Source organism: Paenibacillus sp. LS-5 (assembly GCF_056121505.1).
The window spans coordinates 47,777-61,541 of the sequence record NZ_JBWAVA010000011.1 but is presented as its reverse complement, the minus strand read 5'-3'; the positions used below and the strand labels follow the sequence as shown (position 1 = coordinate 61,541).

The following is a 13,765-nucleotide window of genomic DNA, read 5'->3' as shown; positions in this document are numbered from 1 at the left end:
TATTTTTGCATGCAGAACACTATCAGCAGTAATGCAGTGCTTCTCCCAACGCGACGATGGCCATCGCCTGGCCATAGGCCATAGGGGCAATAAGGATCTGCTTATAATCCTCCTTAGCCGCGCCAATCGGCGTACCGCCGGATACACCAAGCACCGTACCTTCCCTGTCAATTTTGCCAAGGACAGCCCGGATTGCTCCCATGGCCTGATCCGCATACTGCTCTGGCAGCAGTCCCTTGCGGACACCTTGCAGAATACCCGCCGCGATGGCTGCTGACCCTGAAGTTTCGGTATAGCTGCCCGTGTCATCTAACAGGGTATGCCACAGTCCATCCCCGCTTTGGCAGGCCAATAACGCCTCTGCCTGTGCATGCAGGATCTGCTGAAGATAAGTGAATACACCACTGTCCAGATACGGGCGCATCAACTCAAGGTACTCCGGCAGGCCGAGCGCGAACCACCCGTTGCCGCGGCACCAGAAGGCCTCACTGAAGTTATGGCGGCTGCCAAAATGCCAGCCGTGGAAGAACAGCCCCGTCTTTTTGTCATACAAATATTTGATATGCAGCAGCAGCTGATGCAGCGACGCTTGTCTCCACTCGGCGTTATCATACTTCACACCCATTTTGGCTGTGAACAAAATAGCCATAAACAGCGTATCAATCCAAATTTCATTGTCATGGAGCATAATTTCATGCTTGCTTGCTCCCGTTGTGACATGCTGATAACCAAGTTCCTTCGTCCGCGGCAGACCATTCATCAACCACCGGACCCATTCAAGGCTTAGCCCCTCCGCTTCCTCCAGTTCCATTAGTGACAACAGCGGGGCAGTGGTATTAATGTTCCAGCTGGGCAGCCCCTTCTCCAGTTGACGTACCATCCATGGCTTCGCGTAACTGCTATAACGGTCGTCTCCGAAATACCGTTCCAGCTTTTGAAGGCCGTATAGCCCTACTCCCTGGGGCCAGTCCCATTCCTCCATCCCGAAATCACGGGCAAAATATCCCCGCCGCCCCGCATCCGCCCCTAAGTTCTGCAGCTCAGCTTCGTTTTCCGGCCGTTCCAGCTTCAGCAGCTTATTGGTCACTAGACTCAGCTTGTCAACGATTTCGTCCTTGTTCACCCGGTAGTTCCCCATCTTCTACTCCGCTCCCTTTTCCGCTGTATATTGATCTTTCCTCAGTTTGCTCTTATCCCATGTTTATTCTAAAAGTCTTGATCTCATAAGGCTTGATTAGGAAGGAGAAATCACCATCCTGCCAATCCCCCTGCGGCTCCTCCATCAGATCACATTCCTGCCAGGATTCAATAGGATAGGCACTCTCCACACGGACCCGGGTCTGGGAACCCGCGTATTCATGCAGGCGTAGTACAACATGGCTGCCATCCTCCGAACGTTTAATAGCATCGGCCAGCACATGTTTGCCGTCAATCGAGAACAGGGCCTCACCCTCCAGCTCTCCCGGAATCGACCGCAGAGGATTATTCAATTCCCAAGCCTCCTGGACAACCCCGCCATCCACAAAATCACCGGTATGCGGATAAAGCGCATAAGTGAAGGAATGTTGGCCCTGATCCTGCTCGGGATTAGGATGGACCGCCGATTTCAATAACGTCAGCCGCATCACGCCGTCCTTGATGTCATACCCGTATTTGCAATCATTGAGCAGGGCTACACCATAACCCCTCTCACTGAGATCCGCCCACTGGTGGGCTACCGTCTCGAAACGGGCATAATCCCAGCTCGTGTTCCAGTGCGTCGGGCGCTTCACATTGCCGAACTGAATATCGTAGGTAGCTTCCACAGCATGGATATCCACCGGAAATGCTGCCTTCAGTAATTGATTATGGCCATGCCAGTCCATCTCTGTGCAGAAGTCAATTCTCGCCGTGTCGCGGTAGAACACGATTCTCTGGGTGATGGTTGAGCGATGGTACGTCCAGACCATACGCAGGACCGCTCTTAGCGGACCGTTCTCGATCAGCTTGCATTCTTCAAGCTGCGAGATTTCTGTCATTTTCTCCTGGTAGAAGATATCAATATCCCAGGCTTCAAAATCCAGCGGTTTGTCCTCGAACACCTGAAGCACATTGCCGCGCTTTCCAGGTGCCAGGAGCTCACGGCCGTTCCGGCGGTCATAGATCGAGGTGAAATGTCCCTGGTCATTCCAGGCCACCTCAACCAGAGGTGTTGTCAGGCGGTTGCCGGCAGCATCAGCCAGCGGTGATTCTTCCTCCGAGCGGGCAATAGCCAGTTCCCCCTGGCCATATTGCAGAACAGCCGTACCAAGAGCAGGTACAGAAGGAATATACACAAGCCTTCCCCCGTCTGCTGTACGCTGCTGCTCCAGAGGTTGCCCGGCCGTATCACAGATGACAGCATTACTCGCTGTTCCACCCGGTAACTCAGCATACCGTGGACGATCCCAGATGGAGCTGTTCAGCAGGGTAAGACTTCCTTGTCCTTCCGTCCGCTCTCCCTTTTCACCGCAGCCGTTAATTAAAGCCAGCGACCGCGCCTCTCCTTCTGCATATTCAAGGTCACTATCCTCGTATACCTCTTTAATCGATGAGCCGGGGATAATATCATGGAATTGGTTGCGGAGGAGGATTTCCCATATCCCTCTGAGCTCTTCCGCAGGGTAACCGGTTGCAAGATCACCTCGCCGGACACTGGTGAGCGTATGCAGCCACTCTGCATCCCGTAGCAGCAATTCCAGCCGCCGGTTGTATTTTTTGTTCTTGGCCTGAGAGGTATATGTCCCCCTGTGGCATTCAAAATATAACTCGCCATTCCAGGTATGCACATAGGCATCCGAATTTTCAATCCGTTCATGCAGCCCGTCAAAATACGCTCCTGCGCTCCCCATCTCCAGCTTGGGGATCCCTGGAAGCTTATCGAACCGCCGCCGAAGCTCCAGCATTTCCCGTGTAGGCCCGCCGCCTCCATCACCCCAGCCATAAGTGAACAGCAGATTATCATTGATCTCCTTGTCCTGATACGAATTCCAGATCCCGCGCAGCATTGCGGCTGTCATCCGGCCGTTGTATGTGTACGCATCTCCGTTCTTCTCCGAGGTGGTAATGAAGTGCGTCAATATTTCGGAACCGTCCAGCCCGCGCCACCAGAACGTATCATGCGGCATCCGGTTGAACTGATTCCAGCTAATTTTGGTTGTCATGAAGGTCGAAATCCCCGACTTGCGTAAAATCTGCGGCAAAGCCCAGCTGTATCCGAATACATCCGGCAGCCACAAATACTTGCTCTCGATGCCGAACTCTTCCCGGAAGTAGCGTTTGCCCGCCACAATCTGGCGGACCAGTGATTCACCGGACGGGATGTTACAATCCGACTCCAGCCACATGGCTCCTTCAGCTTCCCAGCGGCCTTCCTTGATTTTGTCTGAGATCTTCCCGAACAGTTCAGGGTAATCACGTTTCAGATAGTCGTATAGTTGCGGCTGTGTCTGCAGGAACTGATATTCCGGGAATTCCTCCATCAGCCGCAGTACGGTAGAGAAGGACCGGGCTATTTTCTCCCGTGTATGCTTGAGCTGCCACAGCCATGCAACATCAATATGGGTATGACCAACGGCTGTAACCGTCACATCAAAGGTTTTGGGCATAGCATCCACAGCATCGTTCAAGCTGGCCCCGGCACGGTACAGCGACAATTCATGGGCCTCTGAACCAGGTTCAGACCAGTCAATTTCACGGAAGGCGTCGTTCAGTGCTTTTTTGAGCCATTGCTTCTCCGGCTGGTCACTGCCCAGATACCGGTACGTGTCCAGCGCCGCCTGCGACAGATAGCACAGATCATCAATCGTTTCATCCAGGTAACCAATCATCGCCTCGCTAATCCGGTGATCCTGAATAACCGCAGGACCTCCGCCCTCAAGGCCTGACCACAGCCGGAAAACCAGCTCCACGGTCTGCCCGCTTAGCTCCGGCCCAAAGATAACCTCCCTGTGGTTGTTATCCACACCCTGATAAGGCTCCCCGTTCACAAACAGCAGGGATTCAAACCCGGAGTTATTGAAGCTCCCCGACTTGCCAAAATCAAATCTTCCGGCTATTTTGAAGCCCGGTTTACTTACAGGCATCTCGACCACCGTACGCAACCAGACATAACGGTCACGCCCGCGCCAGTGCTCCTGCAGCTTGATCTTGCCATCAAAGGTGACAGCCTCAGGATACACACCGTTAGCCCCGTCTTCATCCTCTGCGAACTCCAGTTCTTCAATCTCCAGCAGCCTGCGGTACCTGTACTTTCCAATCTCCGCCTGACGCCGGATCAGCTTTTCTTCTGTCAAAAACATTATCTCCACTCCTTGTATCCGCTTTCATACTGCCAATATAGCAAATCCCTCCCCTCAAAAACTACGTTATATTTGCTGTGATCCCCCATTTATATTGCATATATTGCTTTTCTGGATTTATAATAAGGGCATCTTACAGACTAAGGCGGCGACAGGACATGCTCGATAGCGACTTGTTGTATGAGCAAGGATATAGCGTAAGCATTAATACACCGGCTGATTCGCTGTTTTATTACTTTGATTATGACCAGCGGTCCCACGACATCAATATGGAATTTCAGCATTTTCATGATTTTTATGAGATTCATATCTTAATGGATTCCAGAGCGACCCATATGATCGAAGGGAATGCGTATGCTCTTCAGCAATATGATATCGTTCTACTTCGTCCGCACCGTCTGCACAAGACACAATATCCGGTAGGTCCGCCCCACAAGAGGCTGATCATTAACTTCGCTATGCCCAAGAATATACCTGGATTAGAAACCGCTTACAAAAATATGTTTCTCTCTTTTGAAGAGGAAGTGCCTATCTACCGTTTGAGTGGCGAGTCACGGAGAGCTGTGTTTGATCCACTGAACTCGATCTTCACCTTATCACACGGCGCCTCCCCCCTGAATCCTGTATGGGTTCACAGTTTGTTTCAGCAATTTCTGTGTGCCCTGTACCAGCAAAGAGAGCGAAACAGCTATGTCCTGGAGGAAGTAGGGAATTCCACTATGCAAAAAATATATTCAGTTACTGCATACATCCACAGTCACTTCAGCAGCGAACTGTCTCTGGATTCGATCTCCAGGGAGTTCTACATCAGCTCTTATTATTTATCCCATCAGTTCAAGTCGGTTACCGGCTCTACACTGACCGAGTATATCCAAATGATACGTGTCCGCAATGCCCAGCAGATGTTGATCAGCACCCGGCTGAAGATTTCCGTTATCGCCGAACAGTGCGGCTTCAACAGCTTCTCCCAGTTTAACCGGGTATTCCATAAGCTGAGCGGCATATCTCCCTCCGGGTTTCGCAAGCAGCAGACCTCGTCCTATTCAGCCTCAACCGCGCTGTCTTACTAGACAAAACATACCAAAAAAGCTTCTGCGCTGCCCGGATGAGCAGTACAGAAGCTTTTGTGTTGTTATGCGGTCAAGAGGACTCGAACCTCCACGATATTGCTACCACTGGCACCTGAAGCCAGCGCGTCTGCCAATTCCGCCATGACCGCAAATTAAGAAATGCAACGCAAGAAGTAATATATCATGAATCTGGTGGGAGGGCAATATTTTTTTTATGAAATGATGTTTTCATGTTCAACTACTTAGCATATGCTGCCATACAGATGAATAGTATATTAGAAAAAACTCCTCTCGTAGAAGGAAGCCTTCTACAAAAGGAGTTTTTTTCTATTAAGGCGCGTATACTTTTGCAGAAATGTGGGCTGGGCCGGTTATTGTTACATCCCCTTGGAGATCTTCCGGGTTTGAGGCAAACACTTGAATGACATGAAATCCAACAGATACATTTGTAAGAATCGACTGGAACGAGGTGGTCATTGACAGCGGTGCTTCTTCATCGTTTGAGATAGCCCCTTGCTCAGCACTACTGACAACGACTCCATCCAAACGGATTTGAAGAGAGAGCTTGGGTTGATCCGGGGGTGTAGTAAAAACGTTTATCACCTCCCAACCTACTGTCGTATGAAGTTCTATGATGTTAGTTGCAGTCGGAACATTAATACCAAATTCTAATATCAACGTTGGGGATGCATTAATGGGAATACTCACCCCATTGTCCAGGTTTGTCTGGGAGCTTCTAGCAAATTCAACTAAGACATGTGACATTTGTTCACCTCCAATTATTTATTAATCATCATATGGCATAAATTATTAAGTGTTTGTACATTGTCCTATGAACTAAAAACTCTTACCTGTACAAGGGAGGAAGAAATGTGAAAATCATTTTTATTACTTCAGGTTTTAGAGCCATTTATTCTTTTTTCGAACAACGTGTTATAACAGCATTTCAGAATGCAGGCCACTACTGTGAAATATTTACATTAAATCATGATATAACTGCATTAAAACTCATGACACAAACCTTGCAGCCTAATCTTATTGTAGCCATGACCGGATTGAAGATCTCCAGACCCATATTGGAATTCTTGCAACAAGCTGACGTAAAGTCGGCCATTTGGATGACGGAAGATCCATATTATATAGATTGGACTTTACCGCTTATCCCTTATTTCGACTACATTTTCACCATCGACCAAGCTGCAGTAGAACAATATCAAAGACTTGGACATCCATATGTCTATCATCTTCCGCTAGGAACAGACCCGGAGGTATTTCATTCTACACCCGTCTCTGAAGAGTATACAAGTGATATCTGTTTAGTAGGAGTACCCTATAGCAATCGAATTGAACTTATAGAATTCCTGTTAACGAGAACAGACTACCGTATCCAAATCGTCGGGAGAGGATGGGCACAACATTATAATAAATGGAAAAACCGGAATCGGAATTTACATGTAGTGAATGCCTGGGTAAAGCCCGAAACGGTTGTGAATTATTATAATGGTTCAAAAATCGTTCTAAATATCCATCGTCCTTCTGATGAGAAATACAACAAAAACCGTATCGGTGTGATTGCCAAAAGTATCAACAATCGAACCTTTGATGCTGCCAGTTGTGAAGCCTTTCAACTTATGGATTATAAGGAAGAGCTGTGGAAACATTTTGAGGAAGGCAAGGAAATGGTTTCTTTCAAAGATAAGAATGATTTACTTGAGAAGATTCAATATTATATGGCACACGATGAGGAACGCAGACAAATGGCTATACAAGCAAGAATACGCGTGTTGGCTTCACACACCTTTCAACATCGAATTAATCATTTGCTGATGAAGGTTCAACCTTAAATTGCCGTAACTACGGCGAATGTTTTGGACATCCAGCCGCTGTTGTCTCTGGATTTCCTGATTTATACCACTTCTAGCGGATAAATTCCGGAGACAGCATATGCTCCGATGCGAGCTTTCCTTCGGAAAACTTTCGAGCGGACGCTTTCCCTCTTCCAGTTTCAAAAATCCCCACCTCCCCCCGTGACTTTGACTTCCGCCAGTCCTTCTTCATCTTCGTTTTAAGCTGAATCAGCTGCCGCACATGTTCATCTACCAGGGAGTAAAACGCCAGCTTTCCTTCTTTGTGGTATTTAAGCGGAGAACCGATGATATTTGCCACATTAAAAACAACATGCGAATTAGATGAGACTAATTCACACGCTAAATTTAGTCTTATATCCTATTACGTTTTGATTATCAATACATAGTATGAAAGTATACAGCACTAGGGGGGCGATATTGATTGACAAGGGTTATATCACGAAGTCCATTCAATCCATTTTTACTGAAATATAATGTAATTATAAGTAAAAAATGCAGAAAGAAGGAAGGTCTTAGAATTGGAGATGAACTCACCATATTCTAATTTAAAAGAAAAATTAATTTCACTAAAGGCTAAAGTTGGCGTAATTGGACTTGGCTATGTAGGGATGCCTTTAGCAATTGAATTATCAAAAAAAGGTTACCAAGTTTATGGAATTGATATTAATGTAGAAAAAATCAGTAGATTAAAGAACAAGGATTTCTATATTACAGGAGTAAATAAAGAAGATTTACACGAAGTGATAAACAGTAAAAAATTCATTCCTACAAATGATTTTTCAGTAATTTCATCTTTAGATTCTATTAACATTTGTGTTCCTACTCCTTTAACAAAAGATTACATCCCGGATATGTCGTATATAAAATCAGTAGTTGAAGAAATAAAACAATATATGCATAAAGAATTACTCATTATTTTAGAAAGCACTACTTATCCGGGTACAACAGAGGAATTGATCGAATATGAATTTACAAAAAAAGGATATAAAGCTGGTGAGGATTACTTTCTTTGTTTTTCCCCAGAGAGAGTAGATCCTGGTAATGGAAAATATAATACAAAAAACATACCGAAAGTAATTGGAGGAAAAACACAATTATGTACTGAAATAGCAACCTTGTTATATAAGGATGCCATTCAATCACTTGTGACTGTTTCTTCCCCTAAGATAGCCGAAATGAGTAAGCTTTTAGAAAATACATTTCGTAGTGTGAATATTGCATTTATTAATGAAATGGCGATGTTATGCGAAAAATTAGAAATAAATATATGGGAAGTAATTAAAGCAGCGAGTACAAAACCCTTTGGTTTTATGCCATTTTCTCCTGGCCCTGGTGTTGGAGGACACTGCATTCCTCTTGACCCTATGTACTTATCGTGGAAAGCAAGAGAATTAAACTTTTATAGCCGTTTCATTGAATTAGCACATGAAATAAATCATTATATGCCGGAGTATGTGTTAAATAAGGTTGAAACAGCACTTAATAATGTTAATAGATCTGTCAGAAACTCTAAAATATTATTACTAGGCATGGCGTATAAGCCGAATATTGATGATTTACGGGAATCTCCTAGTCTTTCTATCTATCATACATTAAAAGAAATGGGCGCTTTAGTTGAATACAATGATCCTTATGCAACCCAGTTTACAGATAATGAAGGAAATATTGTACATTCAATTGAATTGGATCATCCTAATCTTCGTAATTTTGACTGTATTATCTTATTAACAAACCATAATGTTTATAACTACCAAGAGATTTCGAAAAATTCTAACTTAATTATAGATACAAGAAATGCCTTTAAAAATATAGATACACCTAACATTGTAAGGATCGGAGATTCTCCTCCAGGTTGCTGAGCTCCATTCAGCATAACAGGTACCTGGCTCAGAACTTTTACACTGGAGGTATTTACTAATGGAGCAAAACAAAATAATATATCAATCTGATGTAGGTACTTCAGTCGGTCAAATTAATAAAAACAAAGTTGTCGTTTATACTGCTATCACAGCTAATTATGACAATCTTTACGAACCCCGGTATAAATCCGATAAATTTGATTATGTATGCTTTACTGACAATCCGGATATAAAGTCAAACTTTTGGAAAGTAATACCACTACCACATAATAATCTTGATTCGACAAGAAAGGCAAGATATGTAAAAATACTACCTCACTTGTTTTTTCAAGACTATACCTACAGTGTATGGGTAGATGCAAATATTACTATCGTTGGAGATCTATACGAGTTGCTGCAAAGTTATTTGAAGGAATCTTCACTTGTCTTTTTTAGGCACTCTGATGGAAGAAACTGTATATACCAAGAAGCAGAAGCTTGCATACGGAGAAACAAAGATGATAAAAATGTCATTCTTGCCCAAGCTGAAAGATATGAAAAAGAGAGATATCCCGAAAATAATGGCCTTATTTCTACTGGAGTAATCTTAAGGAGACACAAGGATCCAAAAATTATAGAAACAATGGACGCTTGGTGGAATGAAGTTGAAAACTTCAGTAAAAGAGATCAGATGAGCTTTAATTATATCGCTTGGAAGTATAATACCCCTTTTTCTATTCTCGATGATTATATTAGGGATAATAAATACTTCAAATGGAGAATTCACGATCATCAGACAAATCAAAAAAAATCTTTGATCTAATGTTAATAAGAAGTATAAAAGTCACGAAGAAAGAATATTTTGGTGGATAGAGCCATTGAGGTAATAAGTGAGGGCCACCCGGGGAGGGGGCTCTCTATGCGAAAGTGACTGTTACTTAGCTCTGGTAAGCGGATACATTTGGTGGCGAACAGTATTTTCCTTTTGATGGGACGAGTTAACACCTCCGATATGGTATTCCGTGAACATTTACAGCTCGATACAATGCTAATGTTCAAAGAAAAAGGGTGATATTAAAATGAGGTTCGGTGGTAGCGATTTATTAACAATTCAATCCATATTTAAGGAAGTAAAGAATAACTTCACATATGAATTCTGGGTTAAGCCTGAAGCAGCTCATAAAATTAGTAAAGAGTCAGTTATAGGTGCTTCAGGTATTTCAGATCAAAGGTATGTTATTGCAGCTGGTTATGGGGGCGATCATGAGTATGCTGGAACAGGAGTGTCAGTAGGGACGAATGGTGTTTCAGTTTTTGAACATACAGCAAATCATCTGCCAGCTACTTTAGTATATGAAACAAGTATTACTGACTGGACTCACATTGCAATTGTTTATCGTGATAAAACCCCATATCTTTTTATTAATGGTGAGATTAAAAAAATGGGTTTGAAAAGCCTGAAAACAAATGTTTTTGCCTCAGGGATAATCGGGGGTCTGAGTAATTACGGTTTTTTTATTGGTGAAATTACTAATGTTAGAATTTGGAGTTACGCAAGAACAAGGAGACAAATTTACGAGAATATGAATAATGGAATCACTGAAAAAAAACCGGGCTTAATATGTTTTATTTTAGAAGAAGACAGACTGAATAAGCAAAATCTAATAAGTAATGATGAACGTAATGAAACTAATACTGAAGAAATTGATGTAATCATTTGTGTGCATAATGCTTTAGAGGAAGTAAAAGTATGTCTCGAGTCATTAATTGCTAAGAGAACATTAACCTTTAATATTATTATAGTTGATGATGGCAGTAACAAGGAAACAAGTAGATTCTTAAGGGCATATGCTGAAGTCTATAATTGTAAGCTTATTAGAAATGATTATGCACAAGGTTATACAATTGCCGCTAATATAGGGTTGCTGGCATCATCTTCTAAATATTGTGTGTTACTTAATAGTGATACAATCGTTACACTTCGCTGGTTAGAAAAGCTAATTGCATGTATAGAATCTGAGGAAGCTGTAGGTATAGCAGGTCCTCTTTCCAATGCAGCTTCTTGGCAATCCGTACCAAAATTGTTTGAACAAAATGATTGGGCAAAAAATTCACTCCCAGAAAAAATGAACTTGGAACAGATGTCAAATTTAGTGGAAAACCAGTCAGATAAATGTTATCCAGAAGTTCCACTTTTAAATGGATTTTGTTTAATGGTTAAAAGAGAGGTTATAGATAAAATTGGTTATTTTGATCAGGAGACTTTTTCGGAAGGATATGGCGAAGAAAATGATTATTGTATCCGAGCAAAAAATGCTGGCTTCAAACTAAAAGTAGCCGACGATTGTTACGTGTATCATTATAAATCTAGTAGTTACACGAGTGACCAAAAAAAATTGTTAAAAAAACAAGCAGATAAGCTAATTTGCAGAAAGTATTCCAGTAAAAAAATAAGAGATTGTATGACAGTTTTAAAAGAAAATAAGGAACTAAACACTTTGAGGAAAAAAGTTGAAAATGCGATAGAAAACGGTGAAAAGTTAAAAAGAAATAATATCTCGATTTTATTTATTTTGCCAACAAAAGGAGGAGATGGGGGATCACACTCAGTTGTACAGGAAACAATGGGACTTCGTACATTGAATGTAAATGCAAAAATAGCCAACAATCTTAACTATAAGATTCCATTTTCTGAAAAATACTTAAATTTTGATGGATTTTGTGTTTATTATAAAAATCAAGATGAATTAATTCGCCTTTCTCAACACTTTGACATCGTAGTAGCTACCGTATTTACAACGGTGAAAATGTTAAAAAACATCATAGAATGTCACCCCTATATAAAACCCTCCTACTATATACAAGATTATGAACCATTGATGTTTGATAAAGATCATCATCGGTATAAAGAAGCGATAGAATCTTATACATTAATTCAAAATAATAATGCTTTTGCCAAAACGAATTGGATCCGTAATATAATAAAAGAAAATCATGGAATTGAGGTTTATAAAATTGCTCCGAGTTTAGACACCATGCTTTTTAAACCTGCAGTGACAGTAAATAATAGTAAAAAAGATGTTGTTCATATTGTGGCAATGGTCAGGCCAAAGACTCCTCGAAGATCGCCTAAAGAAACAATCAATGTGTTGAAAGCGATAAAAGAAAAATATAATTCAAAAATAGAAATTTCTATATTTGGTTGCTCTGATAATGAATTGAACTCTTTAAATGTTCCTTTGAATTTTGATTTTAAAAATCAGGGGATACTCCATAGGGAACAAGTTGCAGAGCTTTTACAAGACTCCAATATTTTTATTGATTTATCAACTTATCAAGCCTTTGGACGTTCAGGATTAGAGGCAATGGCAATTGGTTGCTCTACTATCCTTCCAAAGATAGGCGGAATATATGAATATGCGGTACATGGATACAACAGTTTTTTAGTTGATACTGCTAATAATGAAGAGGTTATTCATTTTATAAGTTGCTTAGTAGAAAATAAAAGTATAAGAAATAAATTTTACTTAAATGGAATAGAAACTGCTAAAAACTATTCGATAGAAAAAGCAAGTCTTTCGCAGTATCAATTTTTCGATAATATGTTAAATAATAAAGAAAAAGGGAATTGACAGAATACACATAAGTCAATTCCCTAATTCATGTCCACTTGATTGTAATATTGATTATACCAGGTTATAAATTTGTTGATACCGTCGTCAATTGATGTATTTGGTTTAAAGCCTACATCTTCAAATAAATTTTTTATTTCAGCATAGGTCTGGTACACATCCCCAGCTTGCATTGGATAATATTTTTTAATTGCTTTTTTACCAGTTGAATGTTCAATCGCTTGAATTAAATCTGTTAATCTTTCAGGTTTATTATTCCCAATATTATAAACCTTGTAGGGTAAGGTTTTATTAAATATTGCAGGAGAGTTTTCTATAAGTCTAGTGACACCTTCAATAATATCATCAATATAAGTAAAATCCCGGTACATGTCTCCATTATTGAATACTTTTATCATTTTATCTTCCATAATAGCCTTTGTAAAAGAGTAATATGCCATATCGGGTCTTCCATACGGACCATAAACTGTGAAGAAACGCAATCCGGTTGCAGGTATTTTATAAAGGTGACTATAAGTATATGCCATTAGTTCATTAGACTTTTTTGTAGCTGCATATAAACTAACGGGTTGATCAACCATGTCTTCTGTTGAAAATGGTATCTTTTGATTAGAACCATACACAGAACTTGAGGAAGCATAAAGCAGGTGGCTTACTTTGTGGTGTCTACACATCTCGAGAATATTGAAGAATCCCACAACATTGGATTGTATATAAACATGTGGTTTCTCAATGCTATATCTTACACCTGCTTGTGCCGCCAGGTTGATTACTATATCAATATTGTTTTTTAAAAACAAGTTTTCCAGATAGTCCCTGTCAATTAAATCTGCTTTATGGAAAGTGAACTGATCAAATTTCTTCAATATGTTTAAACGGCTGAGTTTAAGGTTCACGTCATAATAATCGTTCATGTTGTCATATCCTATTACTTTGCAACCCATGCTCAATAACTTTTTGGAAAGGTGCATACCAATAAAGCCGGCTGCACCTGTAACAAGGTATGTCTTTGTGCTATCTACAGGTTTTAAATTCATT

At 41.5% G+C, this 13,765-nt stretch carries 9 protein-coding genes and 1 tRNA gene; 5 read left to right on the top strand and 5 right to left on the bottom strand.

All coding sequences use genetic code 11. The annotated features are described in order from the left end of the window. Positions 1-22: 22 nt before the first annotated feature. Both AC0MA3_RS16730 and AC0MA3_RS16725 read right to left on the bottom strand, forming a co-directional pair. Entirely contained in the window at positions 23-1,138 is a 1,116-nt protein-coding gene (locus tag AC0MA3_RS16730; RefSeq protein ID WP_474657008.1) for a glycoside hydrolase family 88/105 protein, read from the bottom strand. A gap of 52 nt (positions 1,139-1,190) precedes the next feature. Continuing rightward, positions 1,191-4,319: an alpha-mannosidase gene (locus tag AC0MA3_RS16725; RefSeq protein ID WP_474657007.1), complete on the bottom strand. Its 3,129-nt coding sequence runs from the start codon at positions 4,317-4,319 to the stop codon at positions 1,191-1,193. 158 nt (positions 4,320-4,477) lie between these two features. Between AC0MA3_RS16725 and AC0MA3_RS16720 the strand changes: the two genes are divergently transcribed. Then, complete coding sequence (locus AC0MA3_RS16720; RefSeq protein ID WP_474657006.1) at positions 4,478-5,389, top strand: helix-turn-helix domain-containing protein; 912 nt, start codon at positions 4,478-4,480, stop codon at positions 5,387-5,389. Between the two features lie 65 nt (positions 5,390-5,454). Here the strand turns inward: AC0MA3_RS16720 and AC0MA3_RS16715 are convergent. Further along, positions 5,455-5,538, bottom strand: a tRNA-Leu gene (locus tag AC0MA3_RS16715). Between the two features lie 181 nt (positions 5,539-5,719). Then, positions 5,720-6,154, bottom strand: coding sequence for a hypothetical protein (locus AC0MA3_RS16710; protein WP_474657005.1), 435 nt, complete (start codon positions 6,152-6,154; stop codon positions 5,720-5,722). 107 nt (positions 6,155-6,261) lie between these two features. Between AC0MA3_RS16710 and AC0MA3_RS16705 the strand changes: the two genes are divergently transcribed. The 4 genes from AC0MA3_RS16705 (at position 6,262) to AC0MA3_RS16690 (ending at position 12,727) form a co-directional block, all read left to right on the top strand. Beyond that, a complete protein-coding gene (locus tag AC0MA3_RS16705; RefSeq protein WP_474657004.1) occupies positions 6,262-7,233 on the top strand; it encodes a CgeB family protein in 972 nt (323 codons plus the stop codon). Positions 7,234-7,781: 548 nt separating this feature from the next. Continuing rightward, positions 7,782-9,116, top strand: a complete 1,335-nt coding sequence (locus AC0MA3_RS16700; RefSeq protein WP_474657103.1) for a nucleotide sugar dehydrogenase — start codon at positions 7,782-7,784, stop codon at positions 9,114-9,116. A gap of 58 nt (positions 9,117-9,174) precedes the next feature. Next, positions 9,175-9,918: a glycosyltransferase domain-containing protein gene (locus AC0MA3_RS16695; protein ID WP_474657003.1), complete on the top strand. Its 744-nt coding sequence runs from the start codon at positions 9,175-9,177 to the stop codon at positions 9,916-9,918. 256 nt (positions 9,919-10,174) lie between these two features. Further along, entirely contained in the window at positions 10,175-12,727 is a 2,553-nt protein-coding gene (locus AC0MA3_RS16690) for a glycosyltransferase (protein WP_474657002.1), read from the top strand. 23 nt (positions 12,728-12,750) lie between these two features. Here AC0MA3_RS16690 and AC0MA3_RS16685 read toward each other — a convergent pair whose 3' ends face one another. Next, positions 12,751-13,764: a GDP-mannose 4,6-dehydratase gene (locus AC0MA3_RS16685; protein WP_474657001.1), complete on the bottom strand. Its 1,014-nt coding sequence runs from the start codon at positions 13,762-13,764 to the stop codon at positions 12,751-12,753. Position 13,765: the final 1 nt, after the last annotated feature.

What these genes read in the sequence shown, in the direction of transcription:
- AC0MA3_RS16725 (WP_474657007.1), bottom strand. Translation starts at nt 4,319, where the DNA reads ATGTTTTTGACAGAAGAAAAGCTGATCCGGCGTCAGGCGGAGATTGGA.
- AC0MA3_RS16700 (WP_474657103.1), top strand. Translation starts at nt 7,782, where the DNA reads ATGAACTCACCATATTCTAATTTAAAAGAAAAATTAATTTCACTAAAG.
- AC0MA3_RS16685 (WP_474657001.1), bottom strand. Translation starts at nt 13,764, where the DNA reads ATGAATTTAAAACCTGTAGATAGCACAAAGACATACCTTGTTACAGGT.
- AC0MA3_RS16695 (WP_474657003.1), top strand. Translation starts at nt 9,175, where the DNA reads ATGGAGCAAAACAAAATAATATATCAATCTGATGTAGGTACTTCAGTC.
- AC0MA3_RS16730 (WP_474657008.1), bottom strand. Translation starts at nt 1,138, where the DNA reads ATGGGGAACTACCGGGTGAACAAGGACGAAATCGTTGACAAGCTGAGT.
- AC0MA3_RS16690 (WP_474657002.1), top strand. Translation starts at nt 10,175, where the DNA reads ATGAGGTTCGGTGGTAGCGATTTATTAACAATTCAATCCATATTTAAG.
- AC0MA3_RS16720 (WP_474657006.1), top strand. Translation starts at nt 4,478, where the DNA reads ATGCTCGATAGCGACTTGTTGTATGAGCAAGGATATAGCGTAAGCATT.
- AC0MA3_RS16710 (WP_474657005.1), bottom strand. Translation starts at nt 6,154, where the DNA reads ATGTCACATGTCTTAGTTGAATTTGCTAGAAGCTCCCAGACAAACCTG.